General features: G+C 40.5%; 15 protein-coding genes. 9 read left to right on the top strand and 6 right to left on the bottom strand.

Annotated elements, in window-relative coordinates:
• Positions 1-6: 6 nt before the first annotated feature.
• The 6 genes from Q360_RS21945 to Q360_RS0101220 form a co-directional block, all read right to left on the bottom strand.
• Entirely contained in the window at positions 7-1,779 is a 1,773-nt protein-coding gene (locus Q360_RS21945; RefSeq protein WP_051554509.1) for a TIM-barrel domain-containing protein, read from the bottom strand.
• Positions 1,780-1,786: 7 nt separating this feature from the next.
• Positions 1,787-3,220 (bottom strand): PHP domain-containing protein, encoded by a 1,434-nt coding sequence (locus Q360_RS0101240; RefSeq protein ID WP_169734614.1) that lies wholly within the window; start codon positions 3,218-3,220, stop codon positions 1,787-1,789.
• A 21-nt stretch (positions 3,221-3,241) separates the two neighbouring features.
• Positions 3,242-4,159, bottom strand: coding sequence for a dihydrodipicolinate synthase family protein (locus Q360_RS21940; RefSeq protein ID WP_036194727.1), 918 nt, complete (start codon positions 4,157-4,159; stop codon positions 3,242-3,244).
• A 244-nt stretch (positions 4,160-4,403) separates the two neighbouring features.
• Complete coding sequence (locus Q360_RS0101230) at positions 4,404-6,053, bottom strand: SusD/RagB family nutrient-binding outer membrane lipoprotein (RefSeq protein ID WP_027075468.1); 1,650 nt, start codon at positions 6,051-6,053, stop codon at positions 4,404-4,406.
• 13 nt (positions 6,054-6,066) lie between these two features.
• Complete coding sequence (locus tag Q360_RS0101225; protein WP_156949969.1) at positions 6,067-9,429, bottom strand: SusC/RagA family TonB-linked outer membrane protein; 3,363 nt, start codon at positions 9,427-9,429, stop codon at positions 6,067-6,069.
• Between the two features lie 100 nt (positions 9,430-9,529).
• Positions 9,530-10,573 (bottom strand): PKD domain-containing protein, encoded by a 1,044-nt coding sequence (locus Q360_RS0101220; protein WP_027075466.1) that lies wholly within the window; start codon positions 10,571-10,573, stop codon positions 9,530-9,532.
• Between the two features lie 216 nt (positions 10,574-10,789).
• Between Q360_RS0101220 and Q360_RS0101215 the strand changes: the two genes are divergently transcribed.
• The 9 genes from Q360_RS0101215 (at position 10,790) to Q360_RS0101175 (ending at position 21,787) form a co-directional block, all read left to right on the top strand.
• Positions 10,790-12,088, top strand: a complete 1,299-nt coding sequence (locus tag Q360_RS0101215) for a hypothetical protein (protein ID WP_051554508.1) — start codon at positions 10,790-10,792, stop codon at positions 12,086-12,088.
• Positions 12,089-12,397: 309 nt separating this feature from the next.
• On the top strand, positions 12,398-13,789 hold the full coding sequence (locus tag Q360_RS21935) for a PhoPQ-activated pathogenicity-related family protein (RefSeq protein WP_084273330.1): 1,392 nt from the start codon (positions 12,398-12,400) through the stop codon (positions 13,787-13,789).
• Positions 13,773-14,690 carry an alpha/beta hydrolase gene (locus tag Q360_RS0101205; protein WP_084273329.1) on the top strand — a complete coding sequence of 306 codons (918 nt, stop codon included), beginning with the start codon at positions 13,773-13,775 and terminating at the stop codon, positions 14,688-14,690. The genes Q360_RS21935 and Q360_RS0101205 overlap by 17 nt, the downstream gene beginning before the upstream one ends.
• A gap of 10 nt (positions 14,691-14,700) precedes the next feature.
• Entirely contained in the window at positions 14,701-15,729 is a 1,029-nt protein-coding gene (locus Q360_RS21930) for a polysaccharide deacetylase family protein (protein WP_084273345.1), read from the top strand.
• Between the two features lie 108 nt (positions 15,730-15,837).
• Entirely contained in the window at positions 15,838-16,698 is an 861-nt protein-coding gene (locus Q360_RS0101195) for a bile acid:sodium symporter family protein (RefSeq protein WP_036194726.1), read from the top strand.
• Positions 16,699-16,710: 12 nt separating this feature from the next.
• Entirely contained in the window at positions 16,711-17,667 is a 957-nt protein-coding gene (locus tag Q360_RS0101190) for an alpha/beta hydrolase (protein ID WP_051554506.1), read from the top strand.
• A 62-nt stretch (positions 17,668-17,729) separates the two neighbouring features.
• Positions 17,730-18,812, top strand: a complete 1,083-nt coding sequence (locus tag Q360_RS0101185; protein WP_027075461.1) for a sialidase family protein — start codon at positions 17,730-17,732, stop codon at positions 18,810-18,812.
• Entirely contained in the window at positions 18,813-20,219 is a 1,407-nt protein-coding gene (locus Q360_RS0101180; RefSeq protein ID WP_027075460.1) for a neutral/alkaline non-lysosomal ceramidase N-terminal domain-containing protein, read from the top strand. It begins immediately after the preceding gene.
• Positions 20,220-20,230: 11 nt separating this feature from the next.
• A complete protein-coding gene (locus tag Q360_RS0101175; RefSeq protein WP_027075459.1) occupies positions 20,231-21,787 on the top strand; it encodes a hypothetical protein in 1,557 nt (518 codons plus the stop codon).
• Positions 21,788-21,811 lie beyond the last annotated feature (24 nt).

The following is a 21,811-nucleotide window of genomic DNA, read 5'->3' as shown; positions in this document are numbered from 1 at the left end:
TGTTTTCTAGAATTGAACAGTATGGCTTTCAGACCAATTTTCGAGATGGGATTTAATGATAATCTTCTCGTGGCTTACGTCATAATTCCAATACATTGGGGATACCAGCTTACCATTACGCAACACTTTATTCGGTTTTTTTACGGAATGTATTCTGAGGGTATAAGGAATTCTTGTCCCTTTAAAGCTTATTTTAAGCTCATTATACTTTTTTAGATAAGAAATCTCAGTTTCATGAGAAATACTCGTATGGTAGTATTTGAAGGTATTTTGATTATCCGGAAATATCAAAAAAGTTATAAAGCCGTCTGAATTACCATCCCCTAGGTTTGTATACCCCCTTTTTACCTTCAATGGTATGATAGCCCCTTCTTTGACGAAAACTGGAAATTCTTCGAGTGCAAATTCCTTCTCGAATGTTATAGAACCTTCAAGCAAGTAATTATCCTCAAAAAAATACCGCCATTTTCCTTTTGGCAAAGACACTTTGCGATTTTTAGAATCTAAATATATTGGGGCAATGAGAAAATCATCGCCGAACATATAGTGATCCTTCCCTTTGCTTAAAGTGGTCTGCAATCTTCTACCGCCTTCATGCGCGGTTACCACATAGTGATACATATAAGGAACCAACGCTGTATGAAACCAGGCATATTTTCGAATGACTTCCATGTCTTGGGTCAATCTTATCCATAAACGTCTTTCACCGTGGCCCCCGTTTAAAAAAAGCCCACAGAATGTTGAGAATTGAGCCCACCGAATATAAAGGCGAGCTGGGATAGTGCTTCTTGAAAAACCACCAATATCAGAACCAATAATACTATAACCAAAATCTGCACTTTTTAGGACATTCTCTATGGCAGATTCAAATCCTTGTATGCCTTCTAATGCAATATCCTTATTAGAATCCTTATTTTGATTGCGCATTTTATCGGTTACCCATTTATGCTCTTGGTCACCTACCCAGTTTACCGGCGAAGCATCAATAGGTGCAAAACCTTCTGGATGATAACCACGATTCATAGCTCTGGAAAGGGTCACAAATTCTTTATTTTGGGTCAGCCCGTATTGATATTCGTAGCTATAATAACGATCCATATAATTGTGTGTCGACATTAAACCTGATGCTGTTTTTCTATAAAAAAATGGTATATGACCCCATTGCTGTCCAACTAAGGTGGCCGTTCCGTCCAATTTCCAACCATCAATGCCTAAGTCAAAAACCTGCTGTTGAAGACCATGCCACCATTTCATCGCATCGGCATTCGAATAATCTATGAAGCCACCTTTTCCCTTCCACCATTTTATTGGTTTAGAAGGTGCTGTCAAAAAACCTTTGTCATAAACTTGCTGATACCATTCCGTATTTTCCTTGATCCTTGCATCCTTGTTAAAACTATTGACCATAGCGGTCATCCAAAGTACCACGCGATAACCATCATCTTCCAAATTATTGAACCAAGTATCTGGATTTCTATAACGCAGCGTATCAATTTCAAAATCATTGTAACGAAGCGACCATGGACTGTCCAACAAAATGGTGCGAACAGGAATATCGTATTCCCTATAACCGGCCAGCAGCTCATCTACGTATTCCGAGGTATTTACATCATCTTCCCACAGCCAGCATTCCAAGGCCCAGGCAGGGGTAAAAGGAGGCTTGCCATGTCGCTGCGTATTAAAGGGAACGCCCCAAACGGGCAGAAACAAATAAAAATAGGCGCCTACCAACAGTATAGCTATTAGCCAAAGTGAAACCTTAAAAATCTTCTTTCTCATTAGGGCCTTATGGTCTTTTTGGCCGAGAGAATCGAAAATATGCAATCGCCAAAGCATATAGCAGGAGTACCAGTCCTATTGGTCCTAGAAGCAAGCTATATTCTGAATATACTGTACTATACCCTTTGACTACCTCTCCCCTAAAGTGATATATAATGGCGAGCACCAACATAAAAATGGCACCGCTCAAAGCTACCATAACAAGCCCTGTTTTTGGAGGAACAAGGTCTCTTTTAATAGACCTCCCCGTAAATTGAAAAACCAATAACCAAAAGACCCATGACACTACTTGTGATAAATGCAATGTTCTAAAATAATTAACAACAGTACTAAAAGGCCTGAGAAATAAATAGGTCTTTGGATAAAAAGGTCGATCCTTGTACAAAAGGACTTTAATTTTTTCTTGGGGACCGTTTTTAAAAATGTCCAATATTGATTGTTGTTTCGAAACAGTATTTAAGCTATCCCAATTCGGAATTTTTAAAGCATTATACAAGGTACATACTCTACCATAACCGTGAAAATCTAGGCCACCTATCATCGTTAATCCGTTTTTTACGCAAAACGTCTTGAGCTGTTCAAAGGTCTCCCTATCATAATAGAGATTCTTGCCCGTATTTTCAATCTCAAACCCATCGGCCCCTAACACTTCATACAGTTCTTTCGCTTTTCCTTTACCATCGAACCAATGGTTTATTATAACGGCCCCGCCATATTTATGAACCGAATCGATTACCGCCTTATCGGTCATTCCCTTGGTGTCGAATTTACCGTTGAGTCCCAACAGGCTCATATGGTTGGTGCCGGAATGTTCTTGCCCAACCATTACTAAAGGAATGCTAGGAAATTTTCCTTTTTTTTGATCTTGGGCGAATTGCAGACTCTTTTGGTGATTGGCATGATCGGTAATAAAAAAAGCGTCAAACCCGTTTCTTTTGTGCCATTTCCACAAATTTTCTTGAGAGGTCAAGCCATCATGACTAAATTCGGTATGCGCATGGGTGGTTACCAAAATTGAATCTTTTGAATTGTTCACTATGGTATTGTTTGGCAAGGGAATAAATAGTACCAAAATGAAAATGGCAAAGAAAACACCCAAAACAAGGGGAAGATTCGCAAGCTTTCCAAGAATAGTATTTTTTCCATTCCGTGGGGTTTTGAAAATCACAAACAAGCTATAGGCAGTATAAAAAATTAAAACCCATAACAATGTCAAAGGCAGTTCCTTTAAAACATAAAGAGACCTGTTTAGATATAATAAGGGCCCTATAATTGGTTCAAAAAGAATACGCCACAAACTGATTTTTACATCATAATCTAATTCTTTCTGCAGCGTTAGCGCATTTTCGAAATGGACCTGAAAATGGAAAACGGTAGCCAACAAAATAAGTAAGAGTATCAGTATAAGAACGATAAACTTTTGTATGCTTGATTTTTCCATTTGGACCATACTTTCAAGTTTTTATAACATTGTAGTGAATGCCACATTGAATTTAGTCAAGCTGTCTTTTATTTTAGTACGTTGTGCTGTATCTAATTGGCGAAGTGGTTGGGCTATATGACCAAAACAAATACCCATGACGGACAGCGCACACTTTATAGCCTTTATGCTCCTGGTGGGCGAATTATCCACATTGTAGATTATTTTATCTATTGTTATGACCTTGTTGCTGAGTTCATTTATACAGTGTTGATCTTTATTTAAACAAGCATTGTATAATGATACAAATAACTTGGGAATAAAGTTCGCTCCCCCTGGAACGCCGCCATGGGCACCACTAATAATAGTATCTGCTAGTAAAAGTTCATCCCCTACAATTATAGAAAACGTAGGGCTGTCCTTAAACTCTTTTAAAATAGCATGTAATGATTCCCTATCTCCCGAGCTATCTTTTACACCAATGGCCCCAAAATCTTTAGCCTTTTTTATCGTAGTTACCGACAGATTTAATTTGGTGCAACTCGGTATGTTGTAAAGTAAAAAAGGCAATGGCAGAAGAGGAGCCAGTTCCCTAAAATAGTTGGTTATCTCATCTTCCGACAGTGGAAAATAAAAAGGCGGAGCCACGACAACGGCATCCGCACCCGCTTTTTGGGCATAATTAGCTATTTCCAAAGTTGTTTCAAAAGAGGTGTCCGTTATGCCTACCAAAACTGGCACCCTATGGTTTATGATTTTACAGGCTTCTCTAATTAGTTGCTTTTTCAAACCTAGCCCCAAACTTGGCCCTTCGCCATTAGTACCCAATAAAAAAATTCCATGTACCCCACCCATCAAAAGGTGTTCAATGAGATTTTTTAAACCAATACTATCCAACGTTTTACTTTCCAATAATGGAGTTACCATAGGTGGAATTATACCTCTCAACGGCAATTTCATACATCTACTATTTGTGCTTTATCAAATTAAGGCCGCAACCTCGCCTTAAACCTCTAAAATATTATGGATAACTTATCTTATTTTTACCTTAGAATCTCTTCGCTACAGCTGAGAAACAGTATGCATAGTCAATGCCCCTATGGCCTGTGACGAAATAACCTGACTATTTCAAGACAATCCCTTATAAGCATAAGCAGTTGTATCCCTCAAAAAACTTCTTTTTAAGACGCCTTGCCCTAAAAGGTCAATAGGGTTTATCTGTACCTTGCAACAACCACATTTTAGACCATGCACTATTGTTAGTTATGTCTTCTCCTTTGAATTGAGTGGCTTCCAATTTATCAATTGCCGCTTCCGCATTCTCCGTATTAACGGAAATCTCATCGTTAAAGTGATAGTAAAAACGCAGGGGCAATGCTGGCCTTATGGCTGATACGCCTGTCTGAAAATCGGGCAGACCGGTTCTTCTATAATCAAACCATGATTCGGCGGCAGCCGTCCAACTGGCTATCCATTTCTGCAACATAATATCCTCAAGCCCCGAATAAGGTGCACCGGCAATATAATCATCGTAAGAATCGCCAACAGCCCATGAATTTAGTGATTGTCGTATACCTTCATTATAAAAAGACTCTGGTGATCCGGGAGCCCAGCCATACAATGCTGCTTCGGCAAGAATAAAATGAACTTCTGCTGCAGATATCAAACGAGAGGACAATAGGGGCCCTTGAGCGTTCTTATATCTGTCGTTAAGCTGGGAGGCGTGCGGATTAAATACACCCTGCTCCAAATTAGGATTCAAATTGTAGGCGCCAGCTGCAAAAGTAGATGGCGGAATGCCCACATACGCAACATCATAATCAATAGGGGTTTGCCAGGACGCGATATAATCATCAACGATTTTTTGCGAAACACGCCTATTGCCGTCTACAATCTCATCGGTCTCATCCGGCGCATTTGAATCTAAAACCAATGGAATTGCTATTTTGTTGGCCCAAACACTCAGTCTAGGATCATTCAATGACTGTAGTGCTTCTACTAAGGTAGCACACATTTTAAGCCTAAAATAAGCCCCGTTTTCAGTTATATCAAAAACCGTGTTAGTAGGCCACGAATTTCCAGGAGTATCGCCTGGATAATCTACCTTGGCATCATCTGAGGAATTTATAATCAAAGGATATCTTTCAGGGTCTGAGATGATTTTCCGAATACCGGCCTCGGCCATACCTGGATCTTTGGCTGACAACCGCATATAATACCGTAAGGCTAAGGAATTTCCGAATTTTCTCCACTTCGCCGCATTGCCATCATAAAGGACATCCTGGGATGGTATTATTCCTTCATACGTATTCTTAGACAGTAGCGAATTGGCCTTTTCCAAATCCGATAAAATGCCGATATAAATATCCTGTTGGGCATCATAAGCGGGTTGATAGAACTCGGGACCCTCATCCCCCAGAAGGGACTCTGAATAAGGTGCATCCCCCCATAAGTCTGTAATCAACCCAAAAGTATAGGATTTTATTATAAGGCCTACCCCCTGCTGAAACTCAAGATCACCTTCAACGGACTTTTCATAAAAAAGATCGTTGTTTCTTAAAACATCATAGTAGCCCCTCCAGCTTTTATTGTTAACATTCCAATTATAATCATTATGCCCACTGGACCATCCATCTTTCTGCGTGTGCTGCATTACCCCGGCAATATCCCCAAAGCCAAGGGACAACACATTTTGAGCCACACCTGTAATAATTGTGGGCATCAATAAATTCGGGTCTACAACGGCTGGGTCAACTTGGTTGGGGTTAATGTTTAACTCTTCCAAATTTTCGCATGATGCAAAAAACACCAAGCTTATAACACATATTATAAAGCTATTTTTTATCCTATTCATAATTAATTTTTTTTTAAAATGTAATTCCTAATTTAAATCCTATAGGTACTACCCAAGGATTTACATTATAGCGTTCTATTCCCTGCTTAAACTGGGACCCTCTATTTCCAGAGGATGCTTCTAACTGAAATGCCCTTTCAGGGTCAATACCAAAATCGGAGTCCTTTGTCCAAAGCATTAAATTCCTACTAAATATAGAAATGTTTATATTAGTCAAACCAGTCCTTTTTAAAAGTTTAGCAGGTAGGCTATATGTTAAGGCAATCTCACGTAATTTTATATAATCCGCATCGAACATATTGGGTGTTCCAAACTGCCAAGGAAAACTAACTACGTAGGGCAGAAAAACAGTTCCCTCACCACCTAAGTTCTCATTTTCTAAAATAAAATTTCCATTTTCATCGTGGGATCCAACCACGCCCGGCGCAAAGGTACCATCGTTAACGGTAATACCGCTAAAATCTTCTGGAAACCCTCCGTACTCAGGCGTGGGGCCACCTACAGGTCTAAAGGTTTCCGCTAGTAATAATTCATCTTCATTTTCAATTACCCAATCCCTTAGTTCCTGACCTGGACCTAACTCCCCAGGATTAACCAAATTATCCAACCAAGTCTGTGTAAGCACACTCTCTGACATGTACCGATGGGTCTGGGACATGTATTGCCCTCCAGAACGCCAATCAAAAGTCATGTTTAACGATAAATTTTTAAACGATAGTCGGGTTTGTAAACCCATTACAAAATCTGGATTATAATTACCCACTTTGCTCAACTCCTCTTCAGGCAACCATTCGGCATCCAGTCCCCTACCAATAAGCGGATATCCAAAATAAGGAGAACTAGCATCCGTGACACGTCTTATTTTTGGAGCATAAATATTCCCCACCAAACCGTCTTCACCGGTAGCCAAATTCTTAGCAAATCCAAGAGATCTGCTTTTGTTGTCGCTCCAAAATTCGATGAAATCGACACCTTCGGATAGCTCAATAATGGTGGACACATTTCTGGTAAAATTAAAATCCAAATCCCATTGCCAATTCTTGGTTTGTATAGGTGTAAATCCTAGCAACAACTCAATACCTTCACTTTGTATTAAACCAGCATTAATATTTGTACTGCTGAATCCTGAAGAAGCCGCCAACGGAATATTTTGAATAATTTGGTTTCTGTTATCTTGGGTATAATAGGTTCCTTCAAATCTAAATCGATTAGCAAATGCAGTTAAATCCATACCAAATTCAATGGAAGTAGAGCGCTCCGGTTCAAGTCCCGAAGTCAATAAATTTCCCGGAAGATTTAATTGTATGGCATCTCCCCACTGTCCTGAATTAGAAAGTGCCTGATCTAGCCGATACGGATTGGTGTCGTTCCCCACTTGCGCCCAACCTGCCCGCAGTTTTAAAAGATCTATTTTTTGGACCTTAATTACTTCGCTTAACAAAAAGCTCAAAGATGCCGATGGATAAAAATAAGATCTATTTTCTACGGGCAAGGTACTGGACCAGTCATTTCTTGCCGTCAAATCAAGATATAGCATATCATTCCAACCAAAATTGGCCAGTCCATATAGACTTTGGATGGACTTTTCCCTTGAAGCACTCGAATAATTAAGGGAATTTGGACTTATATTACCTACCGTAAAAAGATTTGGCACCACCAAACCTGTTCCGTTTAATGACGAGTTGCTAATCACAAGATCTTTTTGATACATTAAATTCCCTCCTCCCGAAACTGAAAAATCCAGCTTTCCAAAATCCTTTCTATACGTAGCTAAGAAATCTATATTGCGCTCCAATCCAGTATTGGCCGAAATACCATAGGCACCGTTATTCGGTTCTCTTGTATATCCTGGAGCCATTTTTGTCTCCCTTGTCTCGTCGTATTTATTTAGATTATACCTTCCCATAAGTGTGAATGAAGGGGAAACTTCCCACTCCGCCATTACATTACCAAAGATTCGATATCTGTCAAAACTATTATTTACCTCGTTCGCCAAAAAATAAGGGTTTTCAAAATTAGAAGCTAAACTTCTTACTTCTAACCCTTCTTTTCCGGGAACCCAATAATCCTCTAATCTCCTGATGTCTATATTTGCCGGTGTGGCGTAAGCCCACTGCAAGGGGTTCGCTCCCCTGTTACCAACAGGACGATTATCTGCCCAAGAATTGTTAAGGCTTACATTGGTGCTTATTGTCAATTTATCATTTAAACTTGAGGATGCCGATAAGGAATAGCTGTTTCGGTTTAAGTCAGAATTGGGTATAATACCCGTATGTGCCATATTTGAAATTCCCAGTCTGTAATTTATTGCATCGGAACTACCAGTTACCGCTAAGCTATTGGTCGTAGTTAAACCAGACCTTACAAACCTTCCTACATTGTTGGGATACGATTTGAGTTCCGTTGGAATAGGCTGCCCATTGGCATCCAAGGGAGCTTCCCATTGGGGCGCCCAATATCCCCTATCCAATTCGGGACCAGACCCTGTGCCATCTGCGGCGGAAACAGTTGGCAAAATACCGCCTCCTACATCTTCGGGGCGAAAAGAGAAAAACCCTGACGCAAATTGAGATTGGATGTTCAAAAATCGAGTAGGGATATCCGATACCGTATTATTGGTAAAAGTAACCTTCATCTTTTGATTTTTATCTGCAGTTTTGGTGGTTATCAGAACGACCCCGTTGCCTGCCCTAGAGCCATAAAGTGCTGCCGCACTTGGCCCCTTTAATATGGTAACGTTTGCAATACTTTCAGGATCAATGTCAGAAATGGCATTACCATAATCTACCCGAACACGATCTCCGAAACCGCCGGTATTATTAGTGCTACTGACGATAGGCACACCGTCTACCACAAATAAAGGTTGATTATCTGAACTCAGAGAATTGGCGCCCCTAATGACCATGCTTACAGAGGAACCTGTTCCACCGGTAGAATTGATGGTTACACCGGATACTTTACCGGAAATTCCGTTTAAAACGTTTTCGTTGACAACCCTGGTAAATTCTTCCCCTTTCACTGTCTCTACAGAATATCCTAGGGATTTTTGCTCACGCTTTATTCCCAAAGCAGTAACAATTACCTCGTCCAAAGCTTCGGCATCCTCTAACATTGATACATTTACCGTTGAACGGTTATCAACCGAAATCTCTTGTTCCTCAAAGCCCAAATATGAAAAAATCAAGATAGCATCTCCTTTAGGGACTTCTATACTGTAATTTCCATCAAAATCGGTTGTCACCCCTTTTGACGTTCCCTTTAATATGATACTAACTCCAGGTAGTGGCAAACCATCCTCCGAAGAGGTCACATTACCTAAAACGTTGAGTTGTGCGGATTGCCCCATGACCACAGAAGTGCCTACTAGCAAAATCATACAGAGCAGTGAAAAAAATCTTCGATGCATATTTTTAAAATCAGTATTCATAGAGTAGTTTTATTGCTGGTTGTTTTTGATTGATTACTTGATGATGTATCTATTGAACAACTTCGAAAGTAAGTATCAAAACATTTGTATTGATACCGATTATTGATGGGTCCTGACCTGCCGCCATAAACATCATAAGCCGCATAGAGTTATCCGAAATATCCTGAATGATTACTTTTCTCTGGAAGTCCAAAAAACCTACGAATTCAGTCCCCGAAAAATCTAATGTACTCACACCGTTAAAGGTCAAGGAACCACCAGGTCCATATACCGAGGAAACCGCAAAATCCTCCTCTTCCACATAAGTAAATGTCGCATTTTCCTCTGGTGTGTATATTCCTGTGCAAAGACCAAAATCCGCACCACTAGGATTTACGATACCAGCTCCTCCTGTAGTTGCGAATTGGTAGACTATACCCCCAAGCGAAGCTCCATCGGACTTTACATCATGTTCATAACTGCCATCAAAATAGAAGGTGAATTCATCTTCATAAACTTCTCCCATACCCAGACCTGCGCCAAATATACCAGCCGATAAGGGGACTGGGGTCCCAGCAACAGGAGAAAGGTCTGCATCTGCATTGGCAAAGTAATCGAACTCTGAGTGAGCACCCGAAAGTTTCCAAGTCTTACCTTGATAGCCGTCTGCCGTATTGTCACCGGTAAGTAAGGAATATGGGGTTAGCGCAAGCGCCAAATTTACTTGAGAAGTTTCAGTAAGGCCATCTTTATCTGTAGCTGTTAAGGTTGCAATGTAGTACCCCCCCTCGTCATAAATATGAACAGGGTTCTGCACCGTGCTCGTATTTCCATCCCCAAAATTCCACAACCAACTATTGGCACTGTGAGTCAGGCCCTGAAAAGCCACTTTTTTACCGTCTGCACTATTAAATATGACAGCAGAAAGTGGAAAATTATTGTTCCCTGAATCATCATCCGAAGTACAGGAGCTTAACCCTATTAGCAAAATAGCCCATAACCCTATTGATACCCGTTTATTCTTTTTAATCATAACATTCACGTTAAAATTTATACAACCCAAGTCATCAAATTTAGAAAATAATGCAAGCCTTAAATCAATTTTATTTTTCATAACTTAAAGTTAACATTTTGTTAATCTAGAGCAATTTTGTCGCATTTTTAACAAAATTATAGTTAAATCCTTAAATATAATTCAGGAATATTATCCATTTTACATTATATCTTAACCCTTTATTTAGTTTTTTAAATATAATTTTGTATATAACTGTTAATATTCTTAGAGTTTACAAAACGTAGCTAAAAATTATATTTTTTAACATATTTATTTATGACAAGACAGAATTTTTATTGGCAAGGCAATTTTAAATCAACTCTTACAATTTCTATAATCATATTCCTCTTATTTTCTGCTAGTATAAATTCTCAAGAATTATTGGTCGGATCTGCAAAACGGATGTTGACTCCAAATCCGCTAATTGCGATTTCTGGCGGCATAGGAACTCCTAAACCAGTCCTTACTAACAAAGGAAACTTGTATGTTCGAGCCATGGTCTTAGTAAACGATGGTGAAAAAATAGCTATAGTTAACATTGATAATTTGGGCTGGCCAGCCGCTTTAGGCAATACATCGAGAGCATTGATAACCGATATTCCGTTCAATAATATTCTTATAGGTGCCACCCATACCCATAGTGCTCCAGATGCCTATGCCTTTCCCGATGAAAACGGAAACCATGGCGCAGATCTTGAATATTTGGAATGGTGTACCCAACAAATCGCGGATGCCGTAAACGAAGCTTTCAAAAATCGGGAACCTGCTAAGCTAAAAATAGCAGTCGGTAAGGCAGAGGGTAAAATCGCCTATAATTATTACGCTCCTCAATTATATGATCCCCGATGCGGAGTCATTCAAGCCATTGGCACTTCAGGAAAGAATAAAGACAAACCTTTAGTCACTTTAGTTAACTATGCCATCCACCCTGAAGTAATTGGGAGTGAACGAAAAATCTTAAGTCCAGATATGGTCGGTCCGCTATATGATCGGATTGAAGAGAAAACGGGCGGCATGGCAATCTTTATGAATGGCGCCCAAGGCGGAATGGTAACTGCAGATAACAGACTTGACGATGGAAAAGAAGCTAGAGATTGGGAAGAATGCCAAAGAATTGGTAACCTATTAGCAGATGAGGCGTTACGTATAGTTGCAGATGCCCCGATTCAAGAAAATCCGACCATCCTATGTGCCCATAAGAAAGTGGCTTTTCCCATTGATTCAGAAGTGATGCGTTTCATTTTAAAGCATTCCCCCTTAAGAATGGGTTCTTCTGAGGAAGGTTCCATTAGTACCACACTCAATCTTCTGAATATAGGTACTGCACAAATTTTGACCATTCCCGGAGAGGCCTTGCCCAACATTGGCTATTATTTAAAAAGAAAGATGCCAACAGAGCATCCTTTTCTCTTTGGGCTTACCAATGATGCTTTCGGCTACATGCTGACCAAGGAAGACTTCAACAGTTTTGAAAGATATGATTATATAAGTCGTACAAGCCTAGGAGAAATGACAGGGGAAATTCTGGTGTCGGAACTTATGGATATGATAAAGAACCATCCCAAGCCACAATGAACTATCTAGGGGTATGAGGCACAAAGTATTAAAATTAAAAAAATTAATTTCAAACCAGCCTGCCCAGCTAGCAGATTTCAATATAACAAAAAAAATAGAGCCTAAAAAAATCAAACCCTGAGTCTACTTCGTAAACCCAGGTAAAAAAGCAAAAGAGTTAAAAATAGCAGTTTACATTATTTTCTAAATATCTTTAAATCAATAATTCAGGAGTTTATGAAATCATCGTTCTTGCCAATAGCTTACCAAAATTACTTTTCGGAGCTGACCCAAACTCTAAATACTAAACAAATCAATTTATAAATACATATGAAAACAATATTTAAGATTTCCCTTGCCGCAGCCATTGTTTTTTTGGTTTCATGCCGTGAAAATCCCGAAAAGAAAGTAGAGACCGCGGTGGTCGAAAAAGTCAAGGTAAGCCCCGAAACCGCTTTGGAAAGCTATTTAAAAACTCCCGATGATTCCTATGCATGGGTTGTGAAAGATTCTTTTGAAGTGGACGAGGTAATGGCCTATGATCTTCTATTGACCTCACAAAAATGGCGAGAACACACCTGGAAACATCAATTAACCATTTTCGTGCCTAAAGAAATCGCCTATGACGGAGGCTTATTGTTTATTACGGGAGGTAGCTTAAAAGATAGCATGCCCAATTGGAAGGATAAGGAAAAGAACGGCAGTGAATCGGGTCCCATGGCAAAGATGGCCGAAAAGAACAGAGCCATCGTTTCGGTGCTAAGACAGGTGCCTATGCAGCCCTTGTACGACGGAGATCTTGTAGAAGACCAGTTAATATCCTTTACACTGCATAATTATAAACAGGATAAAGACCTTACTTGGCCGCTACTTTTCCCTATGGTAAAAAGTGCCGTTCGCGGCATGGATGCCGTACAGGAATTTTCAAAACAAAGTCTAAACAAGGACATTTCAAGGTTTACGGTTACAGGAGCCTCTAAACGGGGATGGACCACTTGGCTGGTAGGCGCAAGCGATAAAAGGGTAGAGGCCATAGGCCCCATGGTCATCGATGTACTGAATATGCCCGTAAGTTTGGACTACCATCTCACGGCATGGAACGAGTATAGCGAGCAAATCAACGACTACATTAAGTTGGAAATTCCCCAGACGGTAAATTCACCCGATGGCAATGCGCTTACACAAATGATTGACCCCTATTCGTATAGAGAAAAACTGACGATGCCCAAACTCATATTTATTGGCACGAACGACGAATACTGGCCCGTTGATGCCATCAAAAATTATATCAAGGATATCCCTGGGGAGAACTACATTCACTACACGCCCAATGCCGGTCATGATCTTGATGGTGGCGAAAGTGCTTTAAAGGCATTGAGCGGATTTTGGGGCCAAACTTTGGCTAAGAAGCCTTATGCAAATATGAATTATGAGCTAAGTACCAATAAAAATTCAGCCACGCTTTTCGTAGCTTCAAATTCAGAGGATTTTAAAAATGCCTATTTATGGTCCTCAGATTCCGATGATCGAGATTTCAGGGACGAGGAATGGAAATCCATCAAAATAACTCCTGCCCAAGGAAAAGAAACGACACAAAAAATTTCCTTCCCAAAGAAAGGCTACAAAGCTTTTTATATTGATTTGGAATATGCGGATAAAAATGGTGGCACCTATACCAAGAGTACCAGAATGTATCTAGCTGACGATGATGAAGTCCTCTAAAAAAATAAGGAATTGGGGCATTGTCATAAGTGCCCTGCTTTTAACGGGCTTTGCCGCCTTCAAGCTTGCGAACGACACCAACGAAAGTCTGCCGGTAACTTCCTATTATGGATATGACAGGGCCATTCCTTTAAAAGACTCCGTGCAGACGGTCATCGATACTACTGCGTTCCAATTGTTTTCGGTTGCATACAACAGCATTCACGACAAAAGAGTGACCGGACTTTTGAGCCTTCCAAAAAAAGGTAAAAAACCCCTGCCCGTAATTATTTTAATGCACGGCCTCGGGGATCACAAAGCGGTGGATTATGTGGAATACGGAAATAATCTTTTTCTAAAAAATGGCTATGCCGTATTGCGAATCGACATTAGTGACCATGGCGATCGAGAGAACGACGTTTATGATTTCGATTTAACGGGAGACTATAAATATTGGACACGCAATGTCATCGCCCAGACCGTTTTTGACCTCCGTCGTGCGGTCGACTTTATAGAAACCCAAAAGGAACTAGATCACAAAAGAATCGGTTATTACGGTATTAGTCTTGGTGGTATTCTAGGTACGGTTTTTTGCGGGGTCGAAAACAGGGTAAAGGTTCCCGTGATTGCCTTGGCCGGTGGTCAGTTGAACCTACTGTACGAAGAAAATGCGCTTTCTTCAGAAGCGAAAGACTTCGTGAGCATTATAGAGCCCCTAAATTTTGTGAAGCAAATTTCTCCTCGACCTTTTTTGATGCTTAATGCAAAAAATGACGAAGTTGTGCCTCCGGCGATGAGTAAGCTGCTTTTTCATGCGGCCGAGCAACCCAAAAAAATTATATGGTATAATGCCAAACATAAAGATACACCCCTCGATATTATCTACAGCGATGGGCTTCAATGGTTTAACAAACATTTATAAACTATCAAAAATGAAAAAAACATATGTGCCTAAAGTAGCGATTGTACTCTGTTTATCCCTTTTCTTAGGAGGTTGTGGCGAAAAGAAAAAAAGCGAGAATGAACAAGCCCATAGTTCCGAACAGAAGGAAGCAACAATTGAAGCTCCGAACAACTGGGCCGAAAAACTGGGCTGGCCGGCCGGAAAGAAAGTCATTATGCTCCATGCAGATGATATTGGAATGTCTCCCGAGGCAAATATGGCGGTCGAAAAGCAGTTGCTCGACGGGGTCATACAATCTGCCGCCGTAATGATTCCCTGCCCGAACGCCGAAGAATTTATTTTATGGGCCAAAAACAACCCAAAAATGGATATTGGCCTACACTTGACCCTGACCAGCGAATGGAAGACCTACCGCTGGGGGCCGGTAACCCCTCTTGACGAAGTACAAGGCTTGTTGGATGAGGATAAAAAAATGTGGCACTCCGTTATGCAAGTTGTGCAACACGCGTCAGCGGCCGAGGTCGAAAAAGAAATACGAGCGCAAATCGAACAATCCATAGCCTGGGGTCATCGACCAGATCATATTGACACGCATATGGGTACCTTGTTCGGCGACCCCAGTTATGTTAAGGTATATATGAAAGTGGCTCAAGAATACGGTATTCCTGCAAATATTATAGACATAACCAAACCTAAAGTATTAGTCGATTTCAGAAGTAAAGGCTATCCTATGACGGAGGAGGTTGTACAAATGACCAAAGCATATACCTTACCCCAATTAGACTATTTTACATCAGCTCCAAAAGCCGACACGTATGAGGAAAAGATTGCCAGTTTCAAGAAACTCATTCAAGGCTTAGACTCAGGGCTGACCGAAATCATCTTTCATCCCTCGGTATTGACCGAAAACCTTAAAACTATAACAGGCTCATGGCAACAACGCTCTTGGGAGGCACAAATATTCTCTGACCCCGACCTGATTCAGTTTTTTAAGGATGAGGGTATCATCTTTACCAATTGGCTAGAAATAATGGAGCGGTTCGAGAAATCGAAATAACACGTTCCTTGATAATATTTAATGCATAATGTATAAGATAGCATTGGCACCATGTTTCAAAAATGGGTTTATTTGTAAGCAACACAGCTTAAATTAAAAATTTAAATTATGGATTCTACCACAGGAATCATACTCGCCATATCCTTAATCATAATAATGTTCGGCATGGGGCTATCCTTGACTTTAGGTGATTTCAAAAGAGTATTTGTTTTTCCAAAGGCAATTATCATAGGCCTTTGCTGCCAGATTATAATCTTGCCCTTAATAGGGTATACCATTGCAACGTCTTTGCAGCTTTCACCAACCATAGCTATTGGCGTTATGCTTTTGGCCGCATGCCCTGGTGGCCCTACATCAAATATGCTGACTTTCTTAGCCAAGGGCGATTTAGCTCTATCCGTTTCCCTAACGGCCGTTGCTAGCGTATTGACGATTTTCACAATACCCCTGATTGTTCAATTTGCGGTACATGAGTTTTCAAACCAAAGTCAGGTGGTAAACGTAGATGCGTTGACCATGATTAAGCAATTGACGATAATTGTCCTCATACCTGTAACGGTAGGCATGTGGGTAAAACATAAATTTGACAAATTTGCATCCCGAATGGAAAAACCTGTAAAGGTGGCCTCTGCAATCATTTTTATTTTAGTAGTAATAGGCATTACATATAGTATTCGAGCTGTTTTTATGAGCTATTTGAGGGAAGCAGGTCTACCGGCCATAATACTCAATATTTGTACCATGACTATTGGTTTTTTATTGGCCGTACTTTTCAAATTAAATCGGAAACAGGCAATAAGTATTTCCATAGAGACTGGAATACAAAATGGCACCTTGGCTATTACCTTGGCAACCATCGCTTTAAACAATGCTGAATTTTCAATAGTGCCTGCAGTTTATGGTCTTTTAATGTATGTGTCGGCCACAGTAATCATATTGACCAGAAAATCTTTAGGTGTGAAACAATAAAAAATTATAAACATGATAAAAAATAGTATCGTTATCCTTTTCTTAACTTCCTGTTTAATCGCATGTAAGACAACCGTGCATGATGTATCTATAGCACCCGAGGGATACTCCAACAATACAACCTTAAAGATTGCCTATACTACAGGTGCGTTAAAGTTAATCGAAACGGATTTCCCCGTACCGGAAGAGATAAAGGAGTATAAGGATGTCATCTACAAAACCACAGATTCTCTAGATCTTAAATTGGATATTTACCATTCTAAGGATATAAAGGCCGATGCTCCTTTACTGATTTTTGTACATGGCGGTGCTTGGAAAAAAGGGAACAAACACGATTATCTGGTTTATCTAATCAGTTACGCCAAAAAAAGATATATTACTGCTACCGTGCAATATAGGTTAACCGATATCGCAAAATACCCCGCCCAACTCTATGACGTTGAAGATGCGGTACGGTGGCTAAAATCTAATGCTGGAGAATACCACATCGACCGAAATAAGGTGGCTATGATTGGTGGTTCAGCAGGTGGGCATTTAGTGATGATGAGCGCTTATACCAACACCCCAGAAGATGTAGACGAAAATGGAGTTTCTGCTGACGTACAGGCTGTAGTGAACTTTTATGGCCCTTCCAATCTAACAGATGAAACAGCAATTAACGCCTCCTCTGTCCAATATTTAATAGGAAAGACCTATGATGAGGCTCCTGAACTATATAAAAATGCCTCTCCATTATTCTCCATCTCAAAAAATGTGCCCCCAACCCTCACTTTTCAGGGTACTTTAGATGAACTAGTCCCATATCGACAATCAGATATTTTGCATAAAACCCTTAAAAAGAACGGGGCGGTTTCCGATTATCATAAACTCGAAGGATGGCCACATACGATGGATGCTTCGAAAAAAGTAAATGCGTACTGCCAATATTATATGGATGCATTTTTTGAAAAAAATATTCCAAAATTATAAGGACTTTAATCGGACAGCTAACCTACAACCTAATTTTATTCGTTTGAACCTAAACAAAACCTATGAGATCTTTAGTTTTATGTGCCCTTTTAGCATCTACCTATTCATGCAAAGGACAATTGACAAATTTACCCGAAGTAAAGCCGCTTAATCACCCTGCTGTTTCGACCCAAGAATTCATCTATGAAATAGCAGATGCATTGACTCCCGAATGCCATGCCTCAACTGTAGAGATAAGCAATGGCGTTGTGGTGGCCTCATGGTTTGGCGGCACAAAGGAAAAAAACAAGGATGTGGGCATTTGGTTATCCAGAAATACGAATGGATTTTGGTCCACACCTGAAGAAGTGGTGAACGGGTTACAAGAAGATGGAACACGCAATCCCTGCTGGAATCCAGTGCTCTATAAACCCAAAGGAAAACCGTTACATTTATTCTATAAGGTTGGTCCTAGTCCACAGGAATGGTGGGGACTTTATATGACCTCTGCCGATGATGGCAAAACTTGGTCGCAACCCATAATGCTTCCGGATGGTATTTTGGGCCCCATAAAAAACCAGCCCATTCAATTGGATAACGGTACGATTATCTCGCCTTCGAGCAACGAAACCACATCAGGGGAATGGACCATTCATATAGAACAAAGTATTGATAACGGTGAAACCTGGAGTAAAACCGAGCCGCTAAACGATCCGGAAAAATTCGGTGCCATACAACCGGCCATCTTAAATTATGGGAATGGGAAACTACAATTGTTAAGTCGTACCGAAAATAGTGTAGTAGCAGAAAATTGGTCGGAAGATAACGGTAATACATGGAGCAAAATGTCGGCTACATCACTTCCCAATCCCAATTCGGGCGTCGATGCGGTAAGCTTACAAGATGGTCGGCAATTGTTGGTCTACAACCCTACGGGCAACGACTGGGGAGATAGGGTTCCGCTCAGTATCGCCCTTTCCATAGATGGTAAAAAGTGGGATCGTGTACTTGACTTAGAACCCTTGACCGAAACAACCGATGAGGAAGGCGAAGAGTATTCCTATCCTACGGTAATACAAGACAAAGATGACAAGGTACATATTGTCTATACCTGGAATCGGAAGACCGTTAAATATGTAGTTATAGACCCAAAAAAACTCAAATAGATGAAAACAAAAAAGTGGCATAGGAGATTACTTCGAACGCTTGGGGTGTTGGGGCTCCTGCTAGTGCTGTTGTTCTTTTTTTCCACAAGTACTATTGACACCACCCCTTATTTTGAGACTTCCTATTACAAGAACACCATCAAAAAAATGGATACCGTTGTCAAGAATATGACAGAAGTCAAAGGCCAACTTTCGGCAGGTTTCGCTAGTATAAATATTACCCCAAGTAATGTACAGAGCTCCCCCGATACTTCAAAAGGCCAATTTAATGCCATTAAATTGGCAGGTTTTGGAGATGGAAAAATAGCTATTGGGATACATGATTCTATTTTTGCCAAGGCCATTGCAATAGCCGTAAATGGTAAGGAACTCATTTTTATCAGCGCCGATATGGTTTCAATACCCGAATCCGTAGTTGTCCAAGTAGAAGCTAATTTAAAATCCGAAATTACAAGGGAACAGCTTTTTTTTGGGGCCACCCATACCCATTCCAGTATAGGGAACTGCACTCCTGGTTTTGTAGGAAAAAGTTTTGGCGGTGCGTTTCAGCCAGAGGTTGTAACATGGCTTAGTACTAAGTTCACACAACTTATACTTAACGCAAGAAAAGATAAACAACCGGCAAGCTTTTCATCGGGTAATATTAGAACACCCAATCTAGTTCGCAATCGTATTATTGGGGAAACCGGTAGACTTAATGATAGACTTAATCTTGTGTCTTTTGAGCAGAAGAACGGGAAAAAAGCGGTTATCGGAATTTTTGCCGCACATGCAACAACTATTGGGGCCTGGAACGACACTTACAGCGGCGATTATCCGGGCTATTTTCAAAGAAGCTTGGAGGACGCTAACATAGATTTGGCCCTATTCTTTGCTGGGACGGTAGGCAGCCACTCCCACAAAGGTGAGGGCGAAAAATTTGACAGGGCCAGATACGTAGGCGAAACCTTGGCAGATTCGGCCAAGGTACTCCTTAAAAGGATGACATATGATTCCGTTGTTACCATGGCATCTACCACAGTTGATATAGAAATTCCGAAATTGCAAGCGTTTTATGTATCAGATAGTCGAAGAATTTCCCCGTTCCTGAGCAGCAAATTAATACCCGAAATGAAATCTATTAATCTACAGGGACTTAGATTGAATAATTTAGTTTGGATAACAATGCCCTACGAGCTAAGCGGGGAATATGGTATAGACCTAAAAAACGCCTTGCAACTGGAAGGCTACAATTCTGCCCTGACCAGTTTTAACGGACAGTATCTAGGCTACATAGTTCCCCAAAAATATTATTATTATGGTAACTATGAACCACGATTAATGGGCTGGTATGGACCCAGCATGGGCGATTATTTGATGGAACTTAAATATAGATTAGCCAATGAACTCACTAATTCTAGATTATAAATTGAAATAACATGAAAAAATTATTTAAAGTATTCGGGATTATAATCCTACTTGTTATCCTTAGTATTAGTGTCCTATTTATCTATAATTGGCGCGATAGACACCCTGGCTATGCCATCGATATAAAGTGGAAGAACAAAAACGCGGAGCTTATGCAAGCTGGGTTTGCAAAGAGACCGATTACACCAACAATCATTGATACTTGGAACGATGCTAACGGAGATAACAAATACAACAAAGACGATGGCGACACCTTTAATGACAACAATAATAATGGAGAATTTGATGCTTTTTGGATTGCGGGCATGAGTAATGCCAAACCAGCACAAGGGGTTCATGATGACGTATGGTCAAGGGTCATGGTCTTGGACGATGGAAAAAGCCGTATCGCAATGATTTCTATGGATGCCATTGGCTTTTTACATGGCGATGTGATCGATATCAGAAACCGCATTCCCGAGGATTTAGGCATTGACTACACCCTACTTTCCTCCACCCACACGCATGAAAGCAATGATTTGGTAGGTATTTGGGGCGAAAATATGTTCAATTCTGGAGTAAACCCTGAAATAATGGAGTATGTAAAACAGCAAACAGTCGCAGCGGTAATTGAGGCAGCAAAAAACCTAAAGCCTGCGAAATTGGTATTTGCGGAAGACCTTTCCGGAAAAGATGCTTCCCTTATGAAGGATACAAGAAAACCAATTGTAAAAGCTCCTGGTATTCACTTGATGCAAGTTTTAGATGCCGAAAACGATAAGACCCTAGGCACATTAATCAACTGGTCTAATCATCCAGAAACCTTGTGGAGCCAAAACCTGTTGATCAGTTCCGATTTTCCACATTATGTGCGAGAGGCTTTAGAAAGTGGGGTTTATAACGGTACAGAAAAGATGGAAGACGGATTGGGCGGCGTTGCTATTTACTTTACAGGAGTAATTGGTGGGTTGATGGCACCCCACCCGTCTATTTCTATTCCGAATCCATTTACAGGGGTCGAATACGCCGAACCTACCTTTAAAAAAACCAAGGCGCTCGGTGACCAAATTGCCATGATGTCATTGGAAGCGCTACGAAAGAATGGGGATACCTTGACAACTTCAAATATTTCGGTACGGGCAAAAACGATATTTCCAGACTTGGACAACACTACTTTTAAGATTGCAAGCGGTATTGGCCTAATCAAATTAGGCATGCCCGAATACTTTAAAACAAGAACGGAAGTCGGTGCCATTAGGATTGGCCCCGCATTATTTTTAAGTATCCCAGGGGAAATTTATCCAGAAATCATATTTGGAGGTGTAGAGGCCCCAGAAGGTCGTGAATTCGATATCCAACCCTTGGAAACCCCACCGATTCAAAATTTTATAAAAGACAAGTACAAATTTTACTTAGGCCTTTCAAATGACGAAATCGGCTACATCATTCCCAAAAGCGAGTGGGATACCGGCAAACCATATCTATACAATGCTGAAGGTGATACCTATGGCGAATCAAATTCGCTTGGCCCGGAGACAGGTCCCTTAATTTATAAAACGCTGATCGAAGTGATTAAAGATTTGGAGTGATGTTCTTTTAGTAAAAAACCTCGG

This window comes from Maribacter antarcticus DSM 21422 (assembly GCF_000621125.1).
GTDB classification, from domain to species: domain Bacteria; phylum Bacteroidota; class Bacteroidia; order Flavobacteriales; family Flavobacteriaceae; genus Maribacter; species Maribacter antarcticus.
Note: the sequence above shows the minus strand (reverse complement) of the source record. Positions and strands in the feature narration are given on the sequence as shown.